The organism is Butyricimonas sp. Marseille-P3923 (assembly GCF_900184685.1).
Lineage (GTDB): Bacteria > Bacteroidota > Bacteroidia > Bacteroidales > Marinifilaceae > Butyricimonas > Butyricimonas muris.
The window spans coordinates 332,737-358,611 of sequence record NZ_FXXL01000007.1 but is presented as its reverse complement, the minus strand read 5'-3'; the positions used below and the strand labels follow the sequence as shown (position 1 = coordinate 358,611).

Sequence of the window (25,875 nt, the reverse complement as noted above, 5' to 3'; positions counted from 1 at the left end):
ATAAATTTAGAATTTAGAGTTTAGAATTGAAGTTTCCCGAAGACAGTAGTAATTCAGCTGAGGGCATCTCATGTTTTTTTGAGACACCCTCTTAACTTCTCGCCACCACGATAACAGTAGTCTAAAGTACCGTGGCATCACGTCACAAACTTTTCTTCCTTCCCCACCGATCTCTCAACCACGCGACCACCACGGCACTTAACACACCCCCGACAATACTCACCACATGTGAAAGCATTGCATCGGTTACCGAAACACACCCCATGCGGACAAACGAAACGTTAATACAGTACGTGGAGAACAATCCGACGACAAAATGACCGACTCCTTCCATACTTATTCATTTGAAGTCGGTTGAAGTACAATACTTCGGGATGCTTTCCGCTTGTCTTTCGACAACATGAAAGCATAAATCACCAGATTCTCTACCGCCCAATTCTTTCCTAATGCGATACTGGTTGAACCCGATTCCTTCCGGTTGCGGCAGCCCGTAACAACCATCTCCTGTTTCTCTTTTTCATACATCGCCACGTACAAAACATCGTTCGGGTTCGCCACTGCCGACCAATATGTTTGAGCTTCCTGTGTCACGTTTACTTTTTTAGCAGCCGTATCCACAGTTACCTCCACATTCGCCAGCGAGGTCAAGTAACCGGACGCACAAACCACTTGATCGTAATTCACCGTAGCCACGACCTCCCCACTCTCCGACTCCGTGGCAGTGATCGCCCCCATGTTCTCTTTCACAAATGCGTTATAACAGGAAGTTCCGGCTGTACGTCCCGGAAAACCAAGTTCCGCGGCGGGAGCAAAATAAAGAGAAAGACGCAACAGTTCCTTCATTTTTGCCCGTTGTCGCAACTGTCCCGGGGTTTTGGGATTGCGTATCTTCATGCGCCGGGTTCTGCCCACGCTATACCCTTTTGCTCCCGAATAAGTCGTCACATTACCAATCGACTTCCTCACTTCTCCAAAAAACAATGACCTGAATAAAACCATAATTCTACTTTTTTAAATGAAACATTAAACCTCCCTATCGGACACTCTCTGCCGAATCGGGTATCTCTAAAAACTGATTATCCGAACACTTGTCCCAATTACCGGCAACAAAAGCACAATACAGATACTTTACCTCTTTCGTCCCCTCCGGCAAACACACCACGGCTTCCTCATCCCAACGCATACTCCCCGGCACCTTTGGCAATATCACGTCAAACAAATCGTTTTCCATCATAACTATTACCAACAACCGATCCCATTTCCGATCCTTATTCAAAACAGCGATATTCTTCCATGTCAACAACACCTCTCGTTCCGACAAACGCCTCACCCTCATTTCCTCCGCCAGCGGCAAACTTCCTGCCGTGAAATGCAATCTGTCGTAGAAAATACCTTTCTCCCCGTTAAAAGCCCGGATATTCATTTTATTGAACAACACGTTTGCACCCGTGTTCACCTCCCGTGCAGCAATCCTCCATATCTCAGCCAAAGGAGTCTGCCTCACCGCACTGTAAAACGTGTTCACCCTCCGTAAACGTGCCCTGTAAAACATTTGTAACTCTGTTCGAGGATTATTCACCCGAGTCGGACACATTCGCACGAATCCTTTCCCGAATCTCGTGTACAACACCACGTTTCCCAACTTTCCCGAGAAACAATCAAATAAAGACTTTCTAGTTGCCATACTTCCTCCTTCAATATACAAAACCCGCTCTTTTCTTCACCTCTTCAAACGGAAACGCCGGTCCCGGATCCACTTTTCGGGAAGTAATATCCGAATGACGCACGAGATACTTGATCCCGTAATGTACCCGCAATAATCGACATAACCGAATAACCGCCTCCACTTGCTCCGCCGTGTAAGCATGCCAATACACCGCCCGTCCGTTCTCTATTCCCGTGTACACCTCGTCAGGCATATACTCCCGCCCGAACGACGAGAAGAAACGGTTTCCTTTCCGTTTCAACTGTCCCCCGTTATCCATCTCCACCCCGATAGAAAAGTCATTTACATTCGCTCTTCCCTGATGCATGCTCACTCCCGCGTGCCATGCCTTAATCACGTAAGGTACCATCTGATAATAATCACCATCCCGTCCAACAACCGTATGTGCCGCCACCTTCGTCCCCGGATTACACAAATGTACCACAGACGACATCGCACTTGCTCCCCCGGTTCCGTGCAACACAATCGTGTCCACCACTTTCATCCGGGTCTTACACTTACCGCACGAAAAATACTTTACTTCTTCTCCGCACAAAACATCCGATACAATACTCAACATAAATAATTATTTAATTGTAAATCATAAAAATAAAATGAATCAGATCATTTTATTTTTCTCCTGAATAAATTCCCTGTAATCTTCTCCCCACTCCTTCCGATCACGTATCCTCCCAACCCGATTTCAAGTAAGTCCCAAAAACGGGATGTTTCGGACAAAAGCGGAGAAGGATTAAAAACTCCTAATAAAATAACCAAGGTAAACACAAGCATCACGATCGGACGCCACGACCTTTGCAACCAATTTCCTTGCGCCTCCCGATCGACGACTTCCAGCCTGCCTCGTGTCAATTCACTCTCGTGGCGATATAACAAGGCTATAATATCTGCCTGAATCTGTTGTTTTTCTTTTGCAGACACCGATAAACCGTTAATTACATCTCCGATTTCTTGAAATACATTTGAAAATACACCCATGATAATCAATATTTTGGTTTGATACAATATTACAACCATATCAACCCGAAAACATCATACTCCCCCACGGCAATTATTATTTTTTTAATAGAAATAATTCAACAATTCCTTTTCTGATTGTTTTTTTATTACGAACAAGGCAATGAATCCCTTACCCATTGCGGTTTCCAATAGGTACATCACGTTATTCTATACAAGAGTAAAAAGATTTTCAAACAACCTTTACACAAACAAAAAAAATAAAAATGCTGACTTGTTAGTCAGCATTCCGAGTCACATTTAACATTTTTTCAATCACAACACTTGTACTATTCTTCCTCACTTTCTCCCAAACGCTGTTGAATCCACTGAAGATACTTGTCTGAAGTCTCCGACCAAAACTTGTGGGGATTCTCCCGATTCTCCATCCGATACAACTCCCGATTGTAATTCGAGGGAAATGATACATCATAAAACAAACACAAATAATTCAGAAAGGCCTTTTTCGTGTTCACACCACCATTCGCCACCACAATTTTCGTTTCCCATAGAATATTCCCCATTTCCAACAAACAAGACGGACTCTCCGTCCAACGGTAATACCCCGGCACCAGATATCTCTCCCGTCCAAAATGCTCCCTCAACCTTCGTACTGAATTATATTGGACTATCACAAACCGCCAAACCCGTAATTGCTCCTCTACACTCAAATCCGTCCATTCCGTAAGTTTGTCCCCTCGTAAGAAAACAATTCTCTCCCTCGGTTTACTTACATCCGTCACGAACAACTCCTCCAATAATTCCAAATGATTACGAATCTCCTCTTTCGCTTCCTCCGGGCAGTCACTTTCCTCAATCCGGGCTCCTATTTTATAAAACAGCAAACTTTCCCGTTCCAGCATACGCCTCATATACATTCTGCAACTTTTCTCTTGATTAAACCGTAACGATTCTTTCGAATTTACGGGTAATTGTACCACAACATCAAAAATGGCAAACTCGTAATCTGCCAGATAATTCAAATTAAAACTCATACTTTTCTACTTTAATTTAAAGGACGGACTGACAACAAAACACCAGCCCGTCCCAAAAAACTTTACACCATAAACTTAACACTCAACGTTACTTCACGATAATCGTGAAACAATCATCCACATCTTTTGACCATCCTTCGTTCCAAAAAGTCAAAGAAACAAGATAACGTCCTACAGGAATATCATTTTTCAATGGGACCTCTATTATTCCATTGCCCCGTACCGATATACATTCCATCAATGGCACAGTATTACCATTTGTACTCTTAACCTCCTTCACTCTCACCCAAATAGGAGTAGATCCTTCAATCCCTTCAATAGCACTACCCGTCCAAGGCTGCTTATTTAGTACTCGGTAATAATCTACTCCCGCACCTAGTAAAATCATAGGTTTCAAATTGGGAAAAATCGTTTTAATCAATTCCGGAGTCCACCCCTTATTCAAGTATTCTTCATATTCAGGATTCAGTCCCCAATAAGGTTCTGTTGCATCTAACTCTTTCCGAATTACCATGGAATCCAAACTATAACTGGCATATTCCGTAACCAAGAAACCGATCTCCACATCTTGACATCCCTCCAGCAACAGATAAACCAATAACACCAACATTCCTAATTTCATTCTTTTCATAACTCTTTCCTTTAGATTTTACCAAACTCAAAACCATATCCCAAGGCATGTACCACCCCATTCGTAGGTTGAATATCCGGTGAGGCAACCTCTACAAATGTACTCCTCGTGATAGACCATAATTGTAACGACACCGGTCCTACATCTGGAACCCCGGCCCAATCAGATTTCTCGCGACATGCACGGAGTCGATTCCCATCCAAAGTAACAAACTCCCTTCCACCATTCTGTTCTTCATCTGAGATTCGATACATCTCGTTCCTGAAACCGATACTATCTTTCAAGAACTTACCTTTCACCACACATCTTAAAATATAACTCCTACAAAGGTCAACAGGAATCTCTCCAACACTCCTATAAGTAGCCTCCGGGATAGCATCTTGTTGTGATTTTAACAAAAATCGTAATATAGAATAAGAAGACGGGGCCCAAAACGTGATCTCCGGCACATTCTCATCATTCCCCTCGAACAAATCAACCAATCCGGCTCGTTCAATCATCTCTACAGTCAAACTCCAATTCTTTTTGTCCGCTCTCAAATAATCCAATACAGTCCCTTCAAAATAAGGACTAGAAACACCAGTGTATATCACCTCCTGCTTTGTGTCACACCCGACAAGAAATAATAATACACAAATATTCAACAATACATATCGTAACATTTTCATATCAAACCATAGATTTAAATTCTAAATAACTTCTACATTCTTCTAAACCAATAAGCATTCTGTCGCATCAACGGATTATTCGTGAAAGCCATGTTTCCTATACACATAAACAATGCTCCATCCTTTATATCTTGTACGCTAAGCGTTCCAAAATTTCCTTTTAATTCTGTATTCACATACCCATTACGAATCACGTCAAAATAACGATGTCCCTCCAGCAATAACTCTTTCTGTCTTTCCAAAAATATCGTATAACGCAAATCGCCGCTATCTTCCGAACTTTCGTAACATTTCGCCCCGGCACGTTCCCGAATCTCATTCAAATCGGCAATAGCCCCATCCATATCACCTAATCTTACCCGACTTTCTGCCCTTAAAAGATAAATGTCAGCCAATCTCCACCAAACTCTATTTTGAGTTAATCCACACATAGCTCCACTCTCTTTCATGTATGTAATTCCTCTATATTTATATACATGCGCATTACCTCCGGCCTTTTCCGCCAATTCATCTACTTTATAAAAATATGCCTCCTTACGTAAATCTCCATTTGTGAACCACCTATTGACGGTTGCCACTTTAATTTTATAATCACTGTTTTTTATTGTTTCCTCATTTGCAAAAGGATTAAAGGGATATCCCACATAATGAGCTCCATAAAAAGCAAGAAGATTCACTAAAGCCATACTTTCAAAATCACTCAGTTCATATTCATACCCTCTATTTATAGTTTCATATATACTTTCCTGACTATTTTCTATCAAACCACTTGTACAAACAGCTTCTGGATTCGGTTCCAAAGAATAAGTGCCAGAACCAATAATACTTGTACAAGCTTTTTCCACTTGTTCCCACAATAACTTCTCATCATAATTTTGATTCGATGCAAAATACTTGCAGCCAGCCTTCCAAGCACAAAGATACGCTAACAATGCATTAGCCGCTCCTTTACCGGGCGTAGCCTTGTTTGCATAGTTTTCCCCTTTCCAATTGGTCATTTTATCAAATTCTGGAAGTAAATCTACCGCTTCCCCAGACAACTCAATAGCATAATCCGTTACCTCTTCCCAAGGGGACTTTGCCGTCGGTTTATAAATCACATCATCTTTTACTAAGATACAATTCCCCCAACGTTGCACTAAACGTAAATAAAACACCGCTTTAAAAAACAACGCTTGCCCTTTGTAGATATTCCTTCGTTCTTGAGAAAAAGATACATCATCCACCCGATTCAAAATTGCATTAGCCGCAGCAATCCCGGAATAATAGCCATGCCAATTGTTCATATTACTTGCCACAATTTCTTCTGAAGTATATTCATTTGTACTCCATCCTGCAACCCAATCAGCAATCTCATCCACGTAAAAACCTTTTAGTTCTTGCGTCATTGGAGAATTTTCTATAAACGTATACCTCAATTTTTGTTCTACGCCACTAATGGCTGATTCAAAATCTTGTGGAGTTGTCAAAGCATTATTTAATGTTAATGAGTTTTCCGGCAAGACATCTAATTGATCGTCACAACTAATCATACACAAACCTAAAACCAGTAACAATATTACTATTTTCATTATCATTCCTCCTTAAAATTTTACAGTTAAACCTAACGTGAATCTTCGAGCAAGAGGATAATTTAATCCGGAATCTATCCCCGTCTGGATACTTACAGTTTCTGGATCTATTCCGGAATAATTCGTCCATGTCCAAAGATTCTCTCCCGTGACAAACATCCTTAATTGTGAAATACCCCAACGTTCCACGAACTTTCCCCGCAAATTATAACCGATAGTCAAAGTCTTGAATTTTAAATAATTCACATTCTCTACCTGACGATCTAAAACAGAAGAACTACCATACTGATACTTCCCTGCCATTTGAAACAAAGGATATTTTGCATCATTATCGCCTGTCTCTTTCCAAAAAGAAACCTTTTTAATATCCAATAACAAAGGATGAGCATAATACATATGATCCGGTCTTGTTATAAATGCCAGAGAATTCATATCTAATTGATTCACCATGTGTCGCCCGACAGAATAGTGCATTACAAGATTCAAATCAAAATTTTTCCATTGGAACTCATTCACAATGCCCCCGTTGACTATAGGTAAGGCACTTCCTAAACTCACATAATCATCATAATCAATTTCCCCATCTCCATTTACGTCTATAAACTTGTAATCTCCAAGTGTGTAAAAAGTTGATTTTCCTGTATTCGGATACAAATAACAATTTTCTCCCCCACTTGAAAATGTGGCTGCCACATCCCCTTGTTGATTAATAAATCCTTGTGTCAAAAAACCTTGAATACGATTCAACGGTTTTCCTATAACAAGTCCGGTATTTAAATCCTTACCTGTTTCAGATTTCTCTACCCGATTCCAATTTTTCGCTCCATTAATGGATATTTTCCAGTAAAAATCAGAATTGCATAAAATTTCATACTTTATTAAAAGTTCTAATCCTTCATTTGAAATAGCTCCGGCATTTCGCCACTGAGTAACATAACCATTATAATCTCCAACAAGAGGCATGGGGAACAATAACTTATCCGTGTAACGATAATAATAATCCAAAATAACCCCAAAACGATGATTAAACAAGTCCAAATCCAAACCGAAATCATATTGGTCTGTCTCTTCCCAAGAAAGATCATTATTAAATAATCCCCCACCCTCGTTAGGTAACAATATGGAATTTCCATATTCCGAATGCATTCCTGATGTCATCAAACCTAAAGCTAAATAAGCATCCTCAAATTGTTTTCCGGACTTACCCCAACTAGCACGTAATTTTCCAAAAGAAAGCCACCCGAAGTTACCTTTTATAAAATTTTCCTCTGAAAACGTCCATCCTGCCGCCACGGAAGGGAATGCTCCCCATCGGCAATCTTTACCGAAAACAGAACTTCCATCTCGGCGATAGCTGACAGAGAAAAGATACTTCTTTTTGTAATTGTATTCCAGACGCCCAAAATAGGACATCAACTTTTTCTCTACCATATCTGAACGATAATGTTGGAAAGCCACAGGTACCTGTTGCCCCCATTGATCAATATAACCGATATCCGGCATCCCCGAGGGGGCATAATAAATCTTATCACTTGGAGAATTTTCCGCACTTCCCCCGTTGTATTCCATTTGATCATATTCATAAGAAAAACCAGCCATCAAACTTAAAGAATGCTCCTCTTTAAAAATCTTTTGATAGGAAACTAGGTTCTCGTTCAACACCATTAGGTTAATACTCGTTTCCCCGATAGATTTAGAAAATCCATCATTATCCAAATAAGAAGGTTGGAAATAATTCCGCCGATGAATAGAATAATCTGCAGCCAAAGAAACCGAAACATTTAATCCGGGAATCACATCATAACCAATTTTAAAATTACTTCGCAAACGTACAGCCCGATTCTTTTCTTTGGTTCCGCGCAATGCATCCAACGTGGCTTGCCACGATTCAGACCCCTCTCCCGGATAAAGAGAACTCAACCAATAGGGATCACCCGGCACGACTTCTATAGAGGGAGCCGCCCACCCTAATTCATCAGTTTTCTCCCCCCTATCCCGAGTTAAAAGTGAAGCGTTCATTCGTAAATCCACGTTCAAGCGATTCACTGGAGTCACATTCAAGGTTGCATTCAAATCCACCCGTTGAAATCCCGTACCCACGAATACGCCCGATTCATCATAAAATCCCAAACCAATACCATAATTCATATTTTCTCCACCACCATAGGTCTGCATATTCGCATTCAACACCCTACCCGTACGGAAATAAGTAGGAAAGAAATTTGTCTGGTTATTATAAAAAGAATTTAAACTATCTTGATAAATCAATGCTGCCGGACCACCCGAGAACGCAGAAAAAAAATAATCGAAACTTCCCTCTTTCTTCTCAAACACCTCCTCGTTGGAAATCGGGTACTTATACATCTGTGTTAATGGATCATAATAAGCTGTTTTAGTATTTGCAAGAGCCAATAAACGAGTATTCCGTTCCCCTTTACCCACCGTAATCGTTGGCAATTCCGGTACCCAACTCCAAGAATACGACACATTAGCCGAAAAAGTCGCTTTCATATTCTTCCGACCTTTTTTTGTTGTCACGATAATCACCCCGTTCGCCGCTCGAGAGCCGTAAAGAGAAGCAGCTGAAGCATCTTTCAATACTTGTATGGATTCAATCATATCCGGATTGATATCTGATAAAAGATTCGTTCCCGTCACAGGAGAATCAAAAGCATTCAAAGGTACACCGTCAACGACCCAAAGCGGATCGGAAAAACGATTTTGCTGAGAAATATCAAAAGAATTGTATCCCCGAATGACGATTGCCGTACCCCCACCACCGGGAGAACCGGACATCTGGGTTATATCCAATCCGGCAACCCGTCCTTGTAGCAATCCGGCAATACTCGTGGAAGGAATTCCTTTCAATTCATCCGCCTTCACCACCGAAATAGCCCCCGTAGCTTCGCGTCTTGTTGTTGTCCCATACGCCACCACAACCGTTTCGTCCAACGCTTGGACATCTTCTTCCATAACGATCCGAAGCGTGTCTTTAGCCGTCTTCTCCGAAAACTCTATTATTTTCTTTTTAAAACCGACAAAAGAAAATTCCAGTGTTCCTTTTACCAAAGGCAATTCTATCGCAAATCGCCCTTTCTCGTTCGTTGCCGTACCCACGGGGAGTCCAACAACTTTTACGGTTACCCCCGGCATCGGTAGCTTTTTCTCGTCAACTACTTTTCCCACGATCCGCAAACTTTTTCGTACGGAATCTTGCCCCCATATCCGAGGTTGTTCCTTTATAATCACCAGATTATCGTCAAAAGTAAATCCCAATCCTAATTTGGTCAATAAATCGTCGAGAACAACTCCCAACTCTTTATCAACCACTTGAACACTCACCTTTCCTCGCACTTCTATTACCCGATGATTATAGAGAAAACTATAACCCGTTTGCCGTTCCAACTCCTGAAAAACTTTTTCCAGCGTCACATTTTTTAATTCCACAGAAACTTTTGATTGCTGTGAATACACCGCAGCCTGTACCTGTACCAAGCTACAAATCAGGAAAATAAATACAAACTTCATCATCATCATCCATTTTCGGACAAAAATCCTTCCTCCGGATCTTGCTCCGATTCGATTTTTTTTCATACCTTTATGTTTTGAAAATTCTACTTTGCATGTTGGCTAAATAACCACATTCTCGCCTTCATGCTTTAACTAAAAGCTGTTCCACGTCCATGCGAACAGCTTTTTTTATTTTACTCTAATAACAACGTTGTTTCCTTTTATATCAAACACCACATTTTCCGTTTGCTCGAACTTATTCAACAAGTTCCGGACATCCTCGTACCGTTTCACTTTTCCAGTGAACTCTATGTGCTTCGCATCCTCATTCTGATAAAACACGTTCAACCCGTACCACACCGAAAGTGTCGTCATAATCTCTTCCAAAGCCGCCTGCCGGAACTTATAATACCCATCTTTCCATGAAGTATATAATTCAGTATCCACTTCCCTCACGTCCGACTCCCTACTATCTTTATCATACACGAACTGCTCTCCCGGCACAATTCGAAAGTTTTTCCCTTCACATACAATCTCCACGCACCCTTCAACAAGAGTCGTTGCCACAGTTCCCAATTTCTCGTAGGCTTTCACGTTAAAAGAAGTTCCCAACACTTTTACATTCATTTCTCCCGCGTGTACCCAAAATCCCCGTGTACTGTCTTTCGCCACTTCAAACCACGCTTCGCCTTTCAGAAAAACCTCCCGTCGCTTTCCTCTAAACATCGCCGGATAACGAATCTCTGAACCGGAATTCAAAAACACCTTTGTCCCGTCAGCCAAAACAAGACAATATTCCCCACTTACCGGAACCGTCAACGTGTTGTGCACCACATCCTCCGCTTTCCCCTTGCTTTCAACCTTCGTGTACACCAGCGTATTCCGTTCATTCATAATCCGTAATGCCGTATCCGCCACGATCAGCTCATTCGTGTCCCGTTTCAACGGCACCACCTCACCCCGCCCTAATGTCAACATCACCTGCCCACTTCCCGGCACAATCCGCTCCTCCGTCACCTTTTCTCCATCTCCTCCTGACTTCATCCACATCATCATCCCGACTCCCAACATCAACAACACCCCAGCCACACTCGCCCCGTATCTCCACCACGCCATCCTTCTCGCTTTCCCTCTTCCACTTTCTCTTTTCCCACTCCTTTCTACTATTCTCCTCCGCATCTCCTCTTCCAACCTCACATACGCCCCTTTCTCATCCAATCCTCCCTTCGCCTTCACCAACCTCACCACCTCTCCCAATTCTCCCACCACCATCCTATACACCCTCTCGTTCTCCTCCTTCTCTACCCGCCACCTCTCCACCTTTCCTCTCTCCTCTTCTGTCACCTTCTCTCCCGCCATCTCCGCCGCAATAATTTTAAAAATCTCATCTTCCATAATCACTATTTTCTACTATAACACCACCACCCCTCAAATCATGTGACAGGAATATTCATTTTTTTTGAAAAAGTGCTTTCGTAAGAAATCTTTTAGAATATTCGTGGCACACAAAACCAACACGTCATGATATTCCGAGAAAAAAGTCTTGAAATCCATTCTTGTAGCAAATAGAGTCAAATATTTTTCCTAATTTTGTTCGAAAATCAAGCATTTTAAAATTATGTGCCAAAACATAGTCCTTACCTTATTAACTATTTAACATTGGCTATTAAAGCAAATCAAATATTTGAACTTTCTCAAGGTAATGAAAATATCAAGAAGCAACTATCTAAAATCATTCCCGAAACTTCCTATGTCAAATCTTCAGATTTAAATATATATGAGATTAAAGATAATGGTATTGCTTCTAAACTAGAATTTGTAAGAGGACTTCCTTCTGATAATAATTTTTTAAATAATCTATTAGCAGAAACAAACAACGTGTTTAATGATTTATTAGATATAGAAGAACAATGTCAAACATAAATTTCTTTCACGCCAAATATCGCAAAGCAACCCCTCGTTCTGAAAACAGATAACTTTCCCTATTCAACAAGCCAACGCTCGATATTGCGAGTTTGGTCACTGAAATTAACCCCTACCCGGAAAAGTTTTCGCCGATCAGCGAGAAAAGGAGCTGCATAATGTTTATCACGAATCTGCTGAAGAGCCTCTTCTGCCGTACCGTCAAGTTTAAATTCCATTATATAGATAAAACGGTCTGTTTGAAGCTCTAGATCCACTCGCCCTTCACTTGTATGATACTCTGCTTTGACATAAAAGCCTACAAGCTTAAAAACGATAAACAACACGTTCTGGTAATGGCGTTCAATCTCTCGTTTTTGAGTCAATTCATAAGGAATATCCGCGAAAAAACTTTGCAAACGCCGGAAAAAGGCATCAATATCACCATGTTCCACTTCACGCACGAATCGTTGAATTTCAAAAGGCGATTCAACCTTATCTACATCAGTATAGAAAGGCATTAAATAACTTACAAAACCCTCTTCCACTTCTCGATTAGGAAAACCTAAACGGTAAACACCAAAACGACGGTCATATCCTTTAATTGTCAAATATCCACTCTGGTATATAACCGGAATCGGGTTCGTAGAAGTTGAGTCTACACTATTCAACACATCAGCATTCGTTTCCTCGTGGGCCATACGATAAAGGTCATAGTGATGCTTACGAAGCAATTCCACAAGATAAGAAGGAGTACCCGTTTCAAACCAATAACTACCGAATTTCCGTTTATCTAGCGTATTAAGCAAACTAAAAGGATTATAGATACCGGGAGTATTTTCTTCAAAATGATACCCGTCATAACATTCCTTTAACTCGGCACACGCCTCATCATAGGTCATATTTTGTGCAGCGGCTAAAAGACGAATATCATCTTCAAAATAGCTATACAATTCCTGTTCGTTAATACCACAAATATCAATGTAACGCCCGTCCATAGAAATATCTTTCAAGTTATTCAGAGCACTGAATACACTGACTTTCCCAAACTTAGTCACACCAGTCAACATGGCAAACTTAATACTGCCATCCATTGTCTTGAGCGCTCCATAGAAAGGTTTTAACGTCGAACGAAATTCTTTTTGCAATTCTTCATCACCAATAGCCTGTAGCATAGGCTTGTCATACTCATCGACAAGAATAACAACACGTTGCCCAGTCTGCTCGTGAGCCCGGCGAATAACACCGGCAAAACGTAAAGAAAAAGAGGTTTCAGAGGGACGGCTACCATAAATACTTTCCCATTGTTTCAACGTATCATTCAATATATTATCCAAACTCCCGGGTGTATCATACCTCTCTATATTAAGATCTAAATATAGAATAGGATACCGGTTCCACTCCTTCTCCAACCGCTCAACAGCCAACCCTGCAAAAAGTTCCTTCTTTCCTTCGAAATAAGCCTTTAAAGTAGATAATAATAAACTCTTACCAAAACGACGCGGACGACTGAGAAAATAATAACTGCCGGTTTTCACCATTTGGTACATTTGTGACGTCTTGTCCACGTAGACATAACCGTCACCCCGAAGTTTTTCGAAATTTTGAATACCAATAGGATAAATCCTCGCTGTCATATCATAGTCTCCTTTCTCATTTATTATCTCATTATGAAACAAAGATACGGAAAGTATCTTACAAATATATCCATACAGACATATTTTAAAAGACTCTACTAAAACCTAATCTTCACTTTCTTCCAACAAAACAGTAATATTGAAAACATTTGCTCTTTCAATTTTTCACGTAGAAATTTTAAAGAACGCATCAATTGAGTGCGGACGGTATTAATGCTGATTTGTAGTTGGTCGGCAACTTCCTGATATTTTTTTCCTTCGGCACACACCATCATAAAAATACGACGGCGTTCCGGGGGAAGTTGATTAATCGTGGTGTATAAAATATCTATTTCAGTCTGCTCGTCTTCTTTCATCATTTCCACCACAGGCATTTCTGCCATCATTTTTTCATGACGAGCTTCTCTGCGTTTGCTGCCCCGCAGCTCGTTCAAGGCAGCATTCTTGACCAAATGGAACATGTATTTATCCAAACCGTTAGAAAGGTTGTCATAAAGAGAGTTTTCCCAAACATTCATGAAACAGTCCTGCACGACATCCTCTGCCGCATCGACATCTTTTAGAATATTCGTGGCATACAAGACCAACACGTCATGATATTCCGAGAAAAAAGTCTTGAATGCTTTTTCTTCGCCGTTTTTCAACGCCGCTAATATTTCCTCTGCCCTTTTCATACATACACCGTTAATTTCACAAATTAAATAAATATATTACAATAATGCATTATATCTAGTCTACTTTTTTTCAAATTGACGAATCAAAAGACATTCCCCACCTTAAAGAACTACTGTCTTCGAAGCAGAATCGTAGGTATAGCACTCGACAAGCGCAAAAGAGCAAAAGAAGGGCTATAGTAAGCTTCGCTTAGTTCATAAGGTCTGTAAAGTCTATAAGGTACGTAGGATGTTTAATCATGATAGCATAAGCTATCAATAAACTTTGTCCGCAGGACACCCGTGACCTTATGGACCTTACGGACTTTATGGACTTTACAGACCTATATCAATCTTCTCTCATAACACTGTAATAGTAGAAATCGATCACCTTGCCGTTTTTAACAGCAGCTTTGTGCAGGACGGCTTCCAGTTTGTAGCCTGCTTTTTCCAATACCCGCATGGAACTGGGGTTGTAATCGAACACGAGGGCGTATAGTTTCTGATAACCAAAAGTTTCAAAGGCGTATCGGGTAACGGCAGCCACAACCTTGTGCATGATACCTTTTCCCCAGTAAGGCTCGCCCAGCCAATAACCGATCTCGGCGGTCACACGTTCAATATCGCCCTCGGAGCCGAACCCGATACTTCCTACCGCCTTTCCGTCTACCTCAATGGCAAACCGTGTCGGTGGGGCGGGTAAAACATGAACCATACTGATATAATCAAAAGCATCTTGTTTCGTGTACGGATGCGGAAAGTGATCCATCACGTTATTCCAGATCTTTTCATTGTTGGCATTCTCGGCTAATGAATCGCAATCCGAGAACCGCCATTCGCGCACGACAAATCCGTCCCCTTCTATCCTCACTTCATGCGCTTTCTTCCGTAACATTAAGAACTCATTTCCCTGACTCTCCGATCGGGGTAAATCGCTTATACTTGTTTTCATAATTGCCAGATTCGCTCAGAATCTCTCCTTTATCATGGTTTGTTTTTGTATTTAAAACAATACAAACATACATAGTTTAACGATATTGTGTACCGCAACCGTGAAATATTTTTTCATGCAATCATTCAGCATCTTAACATCTGAATAGACAAAAAAATAATCCGGATTACGGTACTAATATCAATAAAATATTCCCAACAAACACTTCCTCCGGCAATTCGAGATTAAAAGAAGTGATGCACGAGCTTGATCGCCTTGGAACGGGACATCTCACCCGGACTTGTTCCCGGCACCCCCTCGGGAATCGGCGTTTTATGCCGTTCAAAATGTTTTACCCACAACGGATTGGTTTCCCCGGTTCTCTTGTCCTTGAAAGACATAGGCGACGCCTTGAAAATAGGCTTTCCGTTACGTCGGAGAAATGCCAGATAGATAATCTCACTACAATAATAATCATCGTTATCCGGCAAAAAGACATAATCGTAAGGTTTTCCCAAAAGGGATTTCATTATTTCGATCGCCTTCGGGATAGACTTCCGGAAACGGGGTTTCAAACGTCCGACGACCACCAACGGTTTGCCGTTTACCAACTTGGCTTGTTTGAGATACTTTTCCAAGGGTGTTTTACACACCACGGGCATCGTGGCTTCCAGCACGAAAATCTCACCCTCTTCTATCACGACGACTCCCACGTGGGAAAAATTCAAATCATCCGCACTTGTCGTCACGTTCTCGATCGCTTTCACGAAAGAGGTCTGCGCCTTATTCGTCTGGAACAGGATATCCCCTGTTTTCAGTTCAAATGTTTTCTGCGCGTAAAGGGTTACTGACAGTGCCAGTAACCACGTTATCCATAATAGTCTTCTTATCATCATTTCTATTTTCTATTGGGAAATATCAAAACAGCCAAAAAGCCGTAAATACCGCACACGAGAACCACCGCAAGATCCAAGTAATTGAATACGTCACGGAAATTCCGTCGATGATACAACTTGATGAACAAAAGACAAACAGCCAAGGCGATATTGAGGTACATAAACCGATGCATATCGTAAGACTCGATCTTCAATTCCTTGGGAGCGCTTCGGGTAAACCGGGCCTTAAAAGGGAAAAGATAATTTTCCCGCTGTCCTTCCCTAGAGTTCTCGTACAACGGATATACCTGCAATTCCGACGCCAACAAATTATGCTCTTTATCCATAACATATATCTTTGCCCGGTCTGTCCCGTACAATTGATACGTGTAGAAGAAAAGATCCTCGCTCATCGTGACCAGACTGCCGTACTCTTTATAATCGTATATCGGAAGCTGGAAGAAACTGTAATCTTTTATTCGTAACAGGTAGATATTCAAATCCTGATCATACACGTACCCGTAGTTCACGGTATCCACGAGGCAATTCATTCCGTCCACTTTCATCCCGGCAGGCAACGGTATATTATGGCAAACGGGAGCCCCGTCAACCATTTTCAAATGATAGAATTTATCCTTGCTGTCTATCATAAAATACCCGTCATCTTTGGATTTAGAAGTAGAAGGCATCCCGTAGATGTTCTTTATCGGGAAAAGCATTCCCTCCTTTTTCATCGCTTCCGTGAAACGGTCGCTTTTCTCCCGGTTCACACTCTTTACCCGGTTGAGCGCGGTTTCTATAAATTCAATCCCGTTTTCCGTCAGCCGGAACATATCTTGAGGAAGTTCCATCTTTACCCGATCGGTATGTGACTCGAACATCCATAACAAACTTTTTCTTCCCGGCCCTGTTCCCAAAAACAAAGGGAAACGTGCCGCATCCTGAATCATCTGCAAGGTAACGTGTTGCCCGCGGATCGTGTCGGGAAAACGGTTCTCGTACATCAATTGCCGGCAATTCCGCATCGGGAAAACATCCATCAGAGCCTCCGTATTATACGTGTTGCCCGTGCGGTCATACCCTACCTGTATCTGGCGCAATTGTACCGTGTCGTACTCGTATTTCAACCACACGAAATCATTCAATGTTTCGCTGAACGCGAGTTGCGTGCGCCTCTCCCGTTGTTCAAATGTTTTCTTGTATATCTTCGGGAACTCAAGAGCCATGACCAACACGGCTAACATGACCAGAGCCAATCTTATCATTTTAGGTATCATACTCAATTCTCTCCTATTTTAAAACGGTTTGCAGTATATATCATTCCAAGGCTCGCGATAACGAGGATCACGGTCAGTAACGGATACAGATCGGACATATCACCGCCCAACAAGAATATATCCAATAAATAGTACACCACAACAGCGTACAGGAAACGGAATTTCCAACTCGGTTCCATGGCAATCATCGCCACGAAAAAGTAGGTGGCAAAACCTCCCAGAATCCAAGGAATAAAGGCTTTTATCGCCATCAGGTGCATCTCTCCCGGGAAAAAGTAAAGATCAATCAGGAAAAATACAGCCATAAAGATCACCATTAACCCGAGAATCACGAGAAAACCGTATAAAACCATCGTGTAGAGCATCACGATCTCGTTCAGCGGCAAGTGCAAAGTCAATTTGATCCGTTTTTGCAACACTTCCGGCAGATACTGGGAAACCCCTACCAACAAAGCGATAATAAACGGTATATTCCGAAATATACCGTAATGTGGTCTGCCCCCTCGGGTAAACCACTCGAACACGTATTGCGAACCGCCTTCCGCGTTGATAATATTACTGTTCAAACCGATGAAAGCATAGAGGATTGTACCGATTCCCAGCACGAGGGACGCCAGCACGAACCATTTTGTTTTCAACCATTCTTTATAAAAAAGATGTAATGTCATAATCTTAATATTTACCCGTTAAACCAATAAATGCATCTTCCAACGTCATGTTTACCTGTTCGAAACCGGAAAACGCCAACCCTTTGCCCGTCAACATCGCTTGCACTTCTTCTGCCGATGCATAGGTATAAAGTTCATAATGATTCTTTATCCGGTCTGCCTCCACCGTCAACGCTTCTTCTTTAAGGTTTATGTCATCTCTTTCCAGATCAAAGGTAAACTGATGAAATTTCTCCATAAATTCGGACGCAGAACCTCTCAACAAAACTCGGTTGTAGTCCATAATCAAGACATCGTCAATCAAGCGTTCCATGTCTTGAATGATATGAGAAGTCAGGAATACCGTTTTGTTACCCGCCTTCGCGTATTCCCGCATGTGATCCACGAACAGACGACGATAACCGGGGTCCAATCCCAGCGAAAAGTCATCCAGAATCAAGAGATCAGGATCTTGTGCCAGAATCAATCCCAATGCCACCTGAGCCCGCTGTCCACATGACATACTGGACACTTTTTGCGTCGGCAATATCTTCATCCGGCTCATCAATTCGAAATAAGCATCCCGATTCCAGTTTTTATAAAATCCCGAGTAAAATTTCTCTATCTGGTAGATATTCATAAACGAATACTGGATATGTCCCTCGATGAGGTACCCCAGACGTCGTTTGGTTTCCGGGCTTAAATTCCGGGTTGACTCCCCGTAAATCAAACATTCCCCGGAACGAGGCTGAAGGAAACCGTTCAGAATATTGATCGTGGTTGTTTTCCCGCAACCATTTTTCCCCAACAGTCCCATGATATGACCTTTTTTGACTGAAAAATTCAGATTCTCGTAAATCAACCGTTTCCCGTAATAGTGAGTCAGATTTTTACATTCAATTATATTTTCTTCCATGAGTTTTCATTTTTATTATTTCCGAATCGGATATATCAACACACCAACAAACCCGAAGATTCCGAATACCGCCACGAGCAACACGTCAATCACGTTGAACACGTTTTTCACGTCCAGTCCTTTCCGGCGTTTCATCCATAAAAGTACTCCCGCCAAAACGAGGTTTAACCATATAAACTTGACGAACGGTTGCCCCTCGGTACTGATATAGTAACCATTGACGTACGAGAAAGTTGTGGTCACAAAGGGGAACAGGAACCCTTCCGCCATCCCGGCTCCCGATTTCTCGTACACATCGGAATGGATACCGTATTTGTCCACTAACTTATAGTCCCGATCAAAAATATATAACTTCTCAAAACCGTCCTTCTGTATGGAAACCATGTGATAAAAGAGGTTGCCCATCACGTCGAATACTTTGAATGAATCGTAATCAAAATCATCCAGTTCCAATTTAAGCACACGATCATCTACCGTCAATATATACACCCCGTTGTTGTCACCGAAAAGATAAGCCACCACTTCCGGGTGATCGGGTTCGCACTCTACCCGTCGCAATTTAATCCCGTCGGGCAAATCAATCTTGCGACACACCGGCTTGTATGCCCGGTAACGTACTTGAAACAACTGGTCTTTGCTATCTACAAAGAACAATCCGTCATCCCGGTTACGTCCCGTACTGGACTGCCCGTACAACTTCTTTGCCGGGGGACAATAACCAAATCCGCGTAACTCTTTGTCAAACAAGGCACTTTTTTCCTCGTCAACCCGATTGGTTTCGCAGTTATAAAACTCGATACCGTTCCGGTTCACCCGCATCATGTCATTCGTGTAGATATAACCCACCCTATCGGTTCCCCCGTGTACCAACGGCGTCATGGCATAATAGCGTCCCCGTTCCGTTAAATTCACGATATGGCGATAGCTGTTTGCCGCCACCAGTTGCGGAGTCACGGGAACGCCGTCCACCGTGTCGGGAAATTCACCCCGTTTCATTAATTGCGCCATACTGGAAAAAGGTACCATCCGTTCATATTCCTGACGGGAATATTCGTTTCCCAATGTATCGAGCAACCTGTCTTTTTTCAATCCCCAAATCACAAACTGTTTTGTCACCTCGCTATAATTCAAACTCACGTACTTCACGTTCCGTTTGAAAGAGGTTCTGTAAAAATCCGGTATCACGATTGAACCGATAAACACGGTCAACAATACCATTATTATTCGTACTACCTTTGCTGTCATAATTATCTCTCCCCTTTAATAAACCGATATGATGTATATAAAAGCGCCGTACAAGGCACAAATGCCATAATAGCCAAAGCCGGAATAATATGACGCGTATCCGCATGTTCCACCCCGATATAAAATTGTTTCACGAGGAAAAAAGCCACGATGCCGTACAAAAACTGGTAAAACAAATTCGGCTCCATGGAGATCATGGCAATCATAAAATAAACGGCGACACCACCCAACAACCAAGGCATCAAGGAAGTCAATACCGCCCAACTTTCCTCAAAAGGAAAATACTGGTTATTCAAGTAAAAGAAAGTTCCGAACACGAGCACGTATGCCGTCATCAATAAAAGGAATCCGAAACAGAGCATCATGTAAAGGGCTACTGTATTGTGCATCGGTAAATGAAGCGTCAATTTGATACGCTTGTCGATGACTTCCGGCACGTATTGCGACAACCCGATACACACGCCCATCAACAGGGGTACATATTTTATCAGCGAATTATAATAATTCGCCTGTGGAATCCCGTAAAACACGTTCATCAAGTAATTGAACGAACCTTTCATCCGCACGTTATTATCCACGTCAAGGAATATATACGTGACAATCGCCAACCCCAACAACACGATGAAAAACAAACACCACCGCGTTTTCAACCATTCTTTATAAAAAAGATGTAATATCATATTTCTAGTATTTTCCGGTTAAACCTATAAATGCATCTTCCAATGTCATCTTCACAGGTGTAAAATCACGATACACCAGTCCTTTTGCCTGTAACATCGCTTCCACTTCATCCCTCGAAGCATAGGTATAAATTTCATAGTGATTTTTAATACGATCAGCCTCCACGATCATCGCTTCCGTTTTGAAATCCAGATCATCCCTGTCCAGATCAAACGTGAATTGATGGAACTTCTCCATAAACTCGGTGGCGGATCCCCGCAACAATACCCGGTTGTAATCCATGATCAGCACGTCATCAATCAGACGCTCCATATCCTGTATGATATGAGAAGTCAGAAACACCGTTTTGTTTCCCGCCTTGGCATACTCCCGCATATGATCCACGAACAGACGACGATAACCGGGATCCAGTCCCAGCGAGAAGTCGTCCAGAATCAACAGGTCGGGATCTTGTGCCAATATCAATCCCAACGCCACCTGCGCCCGCTGCCCGCATGACATACTGGACACTTTTTGTGTCGGCAATATCTTCATCCGATTCATCAGTTCGAAATACGCTTCCCGGTTCCAGTTTTCATAGAAACCGGAATAAAACTTCTCGATCTGGTAGATATTCATAAAAGAATATTGTATATGTCCTTCTATCAAATATCCCAACCGCCGTTTCGTGTCCGGGCTCAAGTTCCGGGTACTCTCGCCATAGATCAGACATTCCCCGGAACGAGGTTGCAGAAAACCGTTCAAAATGTTGATCGTGGTTGTTTTGCCACAACCATTCTTTCCCAATAGTCCCATTATATGCCCCTTCTTCACGGAGAAATTCAGATTCTCGTAGATCAGACGGGTTCCATAGTAATGAGTCAGATTCTTACACTCGATTACATTCTCTTCCATAAATAATTTACATTAAATACACATTAATTACACACATACGTTACCCTGTTTCCTCGTGCGAGGAAAGTTAAAAGAAAGGATGTGTCAAGAACTCCTCCGTCAGCTTCGCCGCCACCTCCTCTATAAACAGAGGAGGAGCTGGTGATTCTTACCGAAGACAGTGAGTAACTCAGCTCTCCCTCTGTTTATAGAGGGAGTACGGCGAAGCCGGGAGGGAGTTTTTGATATAGTGATAAGTTTTTGACACATCCTCCATAAATTATTTTAATTACTAAAATACGGTATATACATCAACACTTTACCGGGCACAGCCCCCACGCAGGAAGAATACTCCGCCACATCCTCTGTCCGGATATTCACGGTATACATGGAACTGGTTTTCGCACCCGTGTTGTAAGTAAATACAGCCGTGTACAACTCCTCGTCACCACCGATCAATGAAGCCTTAGGCACCGGAACCACCTCCACGATATCATCCGCGAAACTCTTGACCACCGTCGGGGTTTCCAATCCTTCATAACTAAACCGCCACAAATCCTTACCTTTCGCGATATAGGCATAATTCCAACCCACCGGAACCACGGAAGTAAACCAGATGGCATCCTTATTCATACCTCCCGCCCAAGCGGTCACGTCTTTTGCCTGTTTGAACTCTATCACATGCGGAGTCGCAGTATATTGCACAAACGAATAGATATACATCGTGTAGATCGCCCCTTTCCGTCCGATAACAAAGAACCGCAAATTCTGTTCGGAAGCATTAATCGCTGTCGGTTCACGGAACAACCCGACAATCTCGTCCACGTTCAGCGTGCCGCCGTTTCCGTCGCTCACCGCTTGTCGCATATAGCCTCTGGCTTCACTGTAATTGTAATAATACACGTCGCCATTCGTCATTCGTTGCAAAGTCACATGAGCGTTACGCGTATAGGGTAACGCACCGATCACCTGTGCCACCCCCGATTCATTCCCCGTGGAATTCGGATCGAGTAGCTGATACGGGTAAGAACTGGTCATCGGCAACATGAACAACTCATTCCCGATCAATATCTCCTGCATACTATTGTAATACCCATGCTTCGCATTGATCGCGGCAGTCGGCACACTTGTAAATGTTTGATCTTGAATTGTCCCCATGTAATTCCCGAACGGAAATCCCCCGGTATTGGTCGTCTGGATCATCACCCCGTAATCCGGGGCTGCATTCGTGTAAACGGATAACTGACTCACGTCCAGTGTTGCCCCCACGAACGGTCCCTGTATCGTCCGGCTAGGATTGTAGCGATTGTACATATCCGTCAATATCGTGGTGAAATTCTGTGGTTGTGCAGGATTGGAGCCTTGTATGGAACCCCATTCCAGCGTCCCGTCCGCTTTCTCGTAAACCATCACACCAATTAACGGCATTGCCGTCGGCGTAATCTTCACTTTCACCATATAATAGCCGTCATTGGAAGTCGCGTAACATTTCCATGTTTCCCCGGTATTTTTATTACCGATGGCAAGCCAGAAATAGGCTTCCCCGCTCAATAACTCCACGTTCGTCGGGGTGATCGTCCATGCCAGATTTAAAGTAGAAGCTATCGTATCGCCCCCCATCACCCAATGGAATTCAAAATCCTCCGGTTTCACGCCCGCCTTGTATTCCACGATCGGGTTGATGCGCAACACTTCACCTTCCGAGAGCGTCACCCGCCCGTAGGAACTACCCGGAATTTCAATCCCCGTGATGGAGATAAAATCCGTCCAACTCGTGTAATCGTAACTTCCCTTGTCCTCGTAACACCCCACGAATCCGACCACGGCAACCAGAAGTACATGTATAAATCTATTTATCTTTTTCATAGGTCGTTCCTTTTAAAATTCAACAACACCCTTAAATACTACACGCTCGCCATTATCATACGTCGGATTGGCTTCAAACCACTCGTATGTTTTCTTGGCATAAGCAAACAGGACAGATTTGTTAGGCGCCAGCCAATCGGCAGCCGGGATATTATTCAATTCGATAAACTTTTCCGCCTTGATTGCCGAATAAGTACCACCGTAATTACCCAAGCTGTTCTTGTTCCAGAATGTAGGTTGTGAAGTCAACCCCGCCCCGGAAATCCGCACGATCATGTATTGATAGAAATCAATCCCTTTCTCAAAATTCTCGTTCGGCACCAATTCAATGTATAACCGTCCGTCCACTTTATCTTTCATCACCTCCTTCGCATCAATCTTCAAAACGGTAGAATCAATATATCGTCCCGCCCGGAATACCTGTTCCGTTTCCAGCGTGAAATGTTTTCCTTCCGTCACCCCGAACGACTCCTCCGGAATAATACGCAATTTGTATTTCCGGTCTGTATCTGCAATCTTTCCCGACAAACGAACCGGAATATACAGTACGGCTTCTTCCACGCCGCTATTGAACAAGGCCAAAAACTGCAAACTATCGTTCTTGTACTCGGAAAGGTATTTCGTTTTCGGGAAATTCAGACTGGCCACCTCTTCATCCACTTTCATAATCTCTTCCCGCTGGCAAGCCCACAATGTCCCAAAACAAATAATCGCTAATATAAATCTCTTTCTCATATTCATTGTATTACGATTTATTTATTACCCGATCAATAAACACGTCCGCCGTCATATTCCGAGGACGGAATATCCGGGGTGTACTTTTCAACATTCATGGTAATCACACCGGAAGCTAAGTATCCCTTTTCTATCTCCGGTGCATTCCGGCGTTTATAGGCGTAAAATACCTGACCGTCACCGATCATTTCACGCCGGTACTCTTTCAGTATTTCGGCAAGAATCGCCTCCTTTTCGGTTCCCGTGAACACGCCCCCCAAACGGGAAGACTGCAACACGGTCAACAAGCGGAGCGCCTCTCCCGTGGATACCGCATGAGCCGCAGCCTCGGAAGCAATCAGGTACATCTCACCCAGTTTCAACATCGAAACCACCGGACGAGGGTACAAAGCGAGGTCTTTCTCCAAAGTGGCACGTCCGTATTTCGCCAGATACATATTGGAACCTGACCCTTTTTTCCACGCCAGCATACGAATATCTCCCGTCGATGAATAAAATTTAGGATAACGGCTCGACTGCAACCGGAAACGCTCGAAATACGAGAAACTGGTACGGAAATAATAATCGATATAATCACCGATTTCATCCACCTGCAACCCGAAGATATACTCCATGGGGCAACTCCGGTTCACGTAATCGTTCTGCGAGTCCTTCGTGCTCAAATCATCCATCGTCAGGAAACGTACTCCCAATCCGTCCGCCGCCCCGATCACGTCCATTGCCGCATCATAAGCCTCCCGGTAATCCCCTCTCCACAAGTACACTCTTGCCTGCAAAGCTCTCACGGCGTAATAATTCATCTTCAACTTCCGGTCGCCGCTCAAATAAGTAGCCCGATAAGTCTTGCCGGAAGAGATAGGATCATTATCCTTCATCATCATCTCCGCCCGTTTCAGATCAACAAGTATACGATTCAATATCGTGTCGGAATTAGAAGAAGGAGTAAAATCCATCCCGTAAGTTTCCTTATAGGGTATTCGCTTCTGTGTCTTTCCCTCCTCCGTCGTGTAAGGCGGTTGGAAAATCCGTAACATATCGAAATGCATATACGCTCTCAAAGCGAGAGCCTCGCCGAGCAACACTTCTTTCGCTCCCGGTTCGAACAAACCCGCGTCCTGCGTTTCCAGATTCTCCAACAACAGGTTGTCATTGGCAATGGCATTGTACGTCATTTTCCAAATCGCCGTGAGCGTATTTTCAATATTCCCGAAGCGGGTCTGCAAGGGATAGTAATAGGTAGCGAAACCGTTAAAATCACCTTGGTCATAATAAGGTTCTATCAAGGATGCCTGCGCCATACTCATCGTCTGTCCCATGATTTCCAACTGGCACACGGTCATCGAATTCCCGTAAGCATCCTTATCCGCCATCTTCAAGTACACCCCGGACAGGGCGGAATAATAACCGTCCTCGTTATCAAACACTTTCTCCGACGTGATCTGCGACTGTGGCAACACTTCCAACCAATCACCGCAAGAACTGCATAACAAGTGACCAACCAATACAAATACAAGTATATTAATCTTTTTCATAATCTCTACCT

The 25,875-nt window shown here is 42.8% G+C and carries 25 protein-coding genes; 1 reads left to right on the top strand and 24 read right to left on the bottom strand.

Annotated features, from left to right (window positions below):
- Positions 1–142 precede the first annotated feature (142 nt).
- The 11 genes from CS948_RS12945 to CS948_RS12895 all read right to left on the bottom strand — a co-directional run bounded on the left by CS948_RS12945 (position 143) and on the right by CS948_RS12895 (position 11,489).
- On the bottom strand, positions 143–334 hold the full coding sequence (locus CS948_RS12945) for a hypothetical protein (protein WP_099292141.1): 192 nt from the start codon (positions 332–334) through the stop codon (positions 143–145).
- Positions 335–336: 2 nt separating this feature from the next.
- Entirely contained in the window at positions 337–999 is a 663-nt protein-coding gene (locus CS948_RS12940) for a DUF6266 family protein (RefSeq protein ID WP_099292140.1), read from the bottom strand.
- A 34-nt stretch (positions 1,000–1,033) separates the two neighbouring features.
- Positions 1,034–1,684, bottom strand: a complete 651-nt coding sequence (locus CS948_RS12935) for a DUF6266 family protein (RefSeq protein ID WP_141560949.1) — start codon at positions 1,682–1,684, stop codon at positions 1,034–1,036.
- A gap of 10 nt (positions 1,685–1,694) precedes the next feature.
- On the bottom strand, positions 1,695–2,285 hold the full coding sequence (locus CS948_RS12930; protein ID WP_255302008.1) for an N-acetylmuramoyl-L-alanine amidase: 591 nt from the start codon (positions 2,283–2,285) through the stop codon (positions 1,695–1,697).
- A 44-nt stretch (positions 2,286–2,329) separates the two neighbouring features.
- Positions 2,330–2,701: a 3TM-type holin gene (locus tag CS948_RS12925; protein ID WP_099292138.1), complete on the bottom strand. Its 372-nt coding sequence runs from the start codon at positions 2,699–2,701 to the stop codon at positions 2,330–2,332.
- Positions 2,702–3,009: 308 nt separating this feature from the next.
- The gene (locus CS948_RS12920) at positions 3,010–3,714 is read right to left on the bottom strand and encodes a hypothetical protein (RefSeq protein WP_099292137.1); all 705 of its coding nucleotides are present in this window, start codon (positions 3,712–3,714) and stop codon (positions 3,010–3,012) included.
- Between the two features lie 88 nt (positions 3,715–3,802).
- A complete protein-coding gene (locus tag CS948_RS12915; RefSeq protein WP_141560948.1) occupies positions 3,803–4,345 on the bottom strand; it encodes a hypothetical protein in 543 nt (180 codons plus the stop codon).
- 11 nt (positions 4,346–4,356) lie between these two features.
- Positions 4,357–5,013 carry a hypothetical protein gene (locus CS948_RS12910; RefSeq protein WP_099292135.1) on the bottom strand — a complete coding sequence of 219 codons (657 nt, stop codon included), beginning with the start codon at positions 5,011–5,013 and terminating at the stop codon, positions 4,357–4,359.
- 32 nt (positions 5,014–5,045) lie between these two features.
- A complete protein-coding gene (locus tag CS948_RS12905) occupies positions 5,046–6,584 on the bottom strand; it encodes a RagB/SusD family nutrient uptake outer membrane protein (protein WP_176555051.1) in 1,539 nt (512 codons plus the stop codon).
- A gap of 12 nt (positions 6,585–6,596) precedes the next feature.
- The gene (locus tag CS948_RS12900; protein WP_255302007.1) at positions 6,597–10,178 is read right to left on the bottom strand and encodes a SusC/RagA family TonB-linked outer membrane protein; all 3,582 of its coding nucleotides are present in this window, start codon (positions 10,176–10,178) and stop codon (positions 6,597–6,599) included.
- A 105-nt stretch (positions 10,179–10,283) separates the two neighbouring features.
- Complete coding sequence (locus CS948_RS12895) at positions 10,284–11,489, bottom strand: FecR family protein (protein WP_099292133.1); 1,206 nt, start codon at positions 11,487–11,489, stop codon at positions 10,284–10,286.
- A gap of 264 nt (positions 11,490–11,753) precedes the next feature.
- On the opposite strand from CS948_RS12895, the gene CS948_RS12890 reads away from it, so the two are divergent.
- Positions 11,754–12,017 (top strand): hypothetical protein, encoded by a 264-nt coding sequence (locus CS948_RS12890; protein ID WP_141560947.1) that lies wholly within the window; start codon positions 11,754–11,756, stop codon positions 12,015–12,017.
- Between the two features lie 59 nt (positions 12,018–12,076).
- Here the strand turns inward: CS948_RS12890 and CS948_RS12885 are convergent, their stop codons facing one another.
- The 13 genes from CS948_RS12885 to CS948_RS12825 all read right to left on the bottom strand — a co-directional run bounded on the left by CS948_RS12885 (position 12,077) and on the right by CS948_RS12825 (position 25,864).
- Positions 12,077–13,633: an ATP-binding protein gene (locus CS948_RS12885; RefSeq protein ID WP_099292131.1), complete on the bottom strand. Its 1,557-nt coding sequence runs from the start codon at positions 13,631–13,633 to the stop codon at positions 12,077–12,079.
- A gap of 98 nt (positions 13,634–13,731) precedes the next feature.
- Positions 13,732–14,307 carry an RNA polymerase sigma-70 factor gene (locus CS948_RS12880; protein WP_099292130.1) on the bottom strand — a complete coding sequence of 192 codons (576 nt, stop codon included), beginning with the start codon at positions 14,305–14,307 and terminating at the stop codon, positions 13,732–13,734.
- A gap of 328 nt (positions 14,308–14,635) precedes the next feature.
- On the bottom strand, positions 14,636–15,238 hold the full coding sequence (locus tag CS948_RS12875; protein ID WP_255302005.1) for a GNAT family N-acetyltransferase: 603 nt from the start codon (positions 15,236–15,238) through the stop codon (positions 14,636–14,638).
- 224 nt (positions 15,239–15,462) lie between these two features.
- On the bottom strand, positions 15,463–16,110 hold the full coding sequence (locus CS948_RS12870; protein ID WP_099294487.1) for a YiiX/YebB-like N1pC/P60 family cysteine hydrolase: 648 nt from the start codon (positions 16,108–16,110) through the stop codon (positions 15,463–15,465).
- Between the two features lie 5 nt (positions 16,111–16,115).
- Positions 16,116–17,369: a DUF4857 domain-containing protein gene (locus CS948_RS12865; protein WP_099292129.1), complete on the bottom strand. Its 1,254-nt coding sequence runs from the start codon at positions 17,367–17,369 to the stop codon at positions 16,116–16,118.
- Positions 17,370–17,371: 2 nt separating this feature from the next.
- On the bottom strand, positions 17,372–18,037 hold the full coding sequence (locus CS948_RS12860; protein ID WP_099292128.1) for a hypothetical protein: 666 nt from the start codon (positions 18,035–18,037) through the stop codon (positions 17,372–17,374).
- Positions 18,038–18,041: 4 nt separating this feature from the next.
- Positions 18,042–18,932: an ABC transporter ATP-binding protein gene (locus CS948_RS12855; protein WP_099292127.1), complete on the bottom strand. Its 891-nt coding sequence runs from the start codon at positions 18,930–18,932 to the stop codon at positions 18,042–18,044.
- 15 nt (positions 18,933–18,947) lie between these two features.
- Positions 18,948–20,177, bottom strand: coding sequence for a DUF4857 domain-containing protein (locus CS948_RS12850; RefSeq protein ID WP_099292126.1), 1,230 nt, complete (start codon positions 20,175–20,177; stop codon positions 18,948–18,950).
- A gap of 2 nt (positions 20,178–20,179) precedes the next feature.
- Positions 20,180–20,857, bottom strand: a complete 678-nt coding sequence (locus CS948_RS12845) for a hypothetical protein (protein WP_099292125.1) — start codon at positions 20,855–20,857, stop codon at positions 20,180–20,182.
- A gap of 4 nt (positions 20,858–20,861) precedes the next feature.
- Positions 20,862–21,752 carry an ABC transporter ATP-binding protein gene (locus CS948_RS12840; RefSeq protein ID WP_099292124.1) on the bottom strand — a complete coding sequence of 297 codons (891 nt, stop codon included), beginning with the start codon at positions 21,750–21,752 and terminating at the stop codon, positions 20,862–20,864.
- Positions 21,753–22,016: 264 nt separating this feature from the next.
- Entirely contained in the window at positions 22,017–23,597 is a 1,581-nt protein-coding gene (locus tag CS948_RS12835; RefSeq protein ID WP_099292123.1) for a PKD-like family lipoprotein, read from the bottom strand.
- Between the two features lie 12 nt (positions 23,598–23,609).
- Positions 23,610–24,332: a DUF4843 domain-containing protein gene (locus CS948_RS12830; RefSeq protein WP_176555050.1), complete on the bottom strand. Its 723-nt coding sequence runs from the start codon at positions 24,330–24,332 to the stop codon at positions 23,610–23,612.
- A gap of 32 nt (positions 24,333–24,364) precedes the next feature.
- The gene (locus CS948_RS12825) at positions 24,365–25,864 is read right to left on the bottom strand and encodes a RagB/SusD family nutrient uptake outer membrane protein (protein WP_099292121.1); all 1,500 of its coding nucleotides are present in this window, start codon (positions 25,862–25,864) and stop codon (positions 24,365–24,367) included.
- Positions 25,865–25,875: the final 11 nt, after the last annotated feature.

What these genes read in the sequence shown, in the direction of transcription:
- CS948_RS12865 (WP_099292129.1), bottom strand. Translation starts at nt 17,369, where the DNA reads ATGATACCTAAAATGATAAGATTGGCTCTGGTCATGTTAGCCGTGTTG.
- CS948_RS12935 (WP_141560949.1), bottom strand. Translation starts at nt 1,684, where the DNA reads ATGGCAACTAGAAAGTCTTTATTTGATTGTTTCTCGGGAAAGTTGGGA.
- CS948_RS12825 (WP_099292121.1), bottom strand. Translation starts at nt 25,864, where the DNA reads ATGAAAAAGATTAATATACTTGTATTTGTATTGGTTGGTCACTTGTTA.
- CS948_RS12895 (WP_099292133.1), bottom strand. Translation starts at nt 11,489, where the DNA reads ATGGAAGATGAGATTTTTAAAATTATTGCGGCGGAGATGGCGGGAGAG.
- CS948_RS12910 (WP_099292135.1), bottom strand. Translation starts at nt 5,013, where the DNA reads ATGAAAATGTTACGATATGTATTGTTGAATATTTGTGTATTATTATTT.
- CS948_RS12940 (WP_099292140.1), bottom strand. Translation starts at nt 999, where the DNA reads ATGGTTTTATTCAGGTCATTGTTTTTTGGAGAAGTGAGGAAGTCGATT.
- CS948_RS12870 (WP_099294487.1), bottom strand. Translation starts at nt 16,110, where the DNA reads ATGATAAGAAGACTATTATGGATAACGTGGTTACTGGCACTGTCAGTA.
- CS948_RS12845 (WP_099292125.1), bottom strand. Translation starts at nt 20,857, where the DNA reads ATGATATTACATCTTTTTTATAAAGAATGGTTGAAAACGCGGTGGTGT.
- CS948_RS12915 (WP_141560948.1), bottom strand. Translation starts at nt 4,345, where the DNA reads ATGAAAAGAATGAAATTAGGAATGTTGGTGTTATTGGTTTATCTGTTG.
- CS948_RS12905 (WP_176555051.1), bottom strand. Translation starts at nt 6,584, where the DNA reads ATGAAAATAGTAATATTGTTACTGGTTTTAGGTTTGTGTATGATTAGT.
- CS948_RS12930 (WP_255302008.1), bottom strand. Translation starts at nt 2,285, where the DNA reads ATGTTGAGTATTGTATCGGATGTTTTGTGCGGAGAAGAAGTAAAGTAT.
- CS948_RS12835 (WP_099292123.1), bottom strand. Translation starts at nt 23,597, where the DNA reads ATGAAAAAGATAAATAGATTTATACATGTACTTCTGGTTGCCGTGGTC.
- CS948_RS12830 (WP_176555050.1), bottom strand. Translation starts at nt 24,332, where the DNA reads ATGAGAAAGAGATTTATATTAGCGATTATTTGTTTTGGGACATTGTGG.
- CS948_RS12850 (WP_099292126.1), bottom strand. Translation starts at nt 20,177, where the DNA reads ATGACAGCAAAGGTAGTACGAATAATAATGGTATTGTTGACCGTGTTT.
- CS948_RS12920 (WP_099292137.1), bottom strand. Translation starts at nt 3,714, where the DNA reads ATGAGTTTTAATTTGAATTATCTGGCAGATTACGAGTTTGCCATTTTT.
- CS948_RS12875 (WP_255302005.1), bottom strand. Translation starts at nt 15,238, where the DNA reads ATGAAAACAAGTATAAGCGATTTACCCCGATCGGAGAGTCAGGGAAAT.
- CS948_RS12840 (WP_099292124.1), bottom strand. Translation starts at nt 21,752, where the DNA reads ATGGAAGAGAATGTAATCGAGTGTAAGAATCTGACTCATTACTATGGA.
- CS948_RS12880 (WP_099292130.1), bottom strand. Translation starts at nt 14,307, where the DNA reads ATGAAAAGGGCAGAGGAAATATTAGCGGCGTTGAAAAACGGCGAAGAA.
- CS948_RS12855 (WP_099292127.1), bottom strand. Translation starts at nt 18,932, where the DNA reads ATGGAAGAAAATATAATTGAATGTAAAAATCTGACTCACTATTACGGG.
- CS948_RS12900 (WP_255302007.1), bottom strand. Translation starts at nt 10,178, where the DNA reads ATGAAAAAAAATCGAATCGGAGCAAGATCCGGAGGAAGGATTTTTGTC.
- CS948_RS12885 (WP_099292131.1), bottom strand. Translation starts at nt 13,633, where the DNA reads ATGACAGCGAGGATTTATCCTATTGGTATTCAAAATTTCGAAAAACTT.
- CS948_RS12860 (WP_099292128.1), bottom strand. Translation starts at nt 18,037, where the DNA reads ATGACATTACATCTTTTTTATAAAGAATGGTTGAAAACAAAATGGTTC.
- CS948_RS12925 (WP_099292138.1), bottom strand. Translation starts at nt 2,701, where the DNA reads ATGGGTGTATTTTCAAATGTATTTCAAGAAATCGGAGATGTAATTAAC.
- CS948_RS12945 (WP_099292141.1), bottom strand. Translation starts at nt 334, where the DNA reads ATGGAAGGAGTCGGTCATTTTGTCGTCGGATTGTTCTCCACGTACTGT.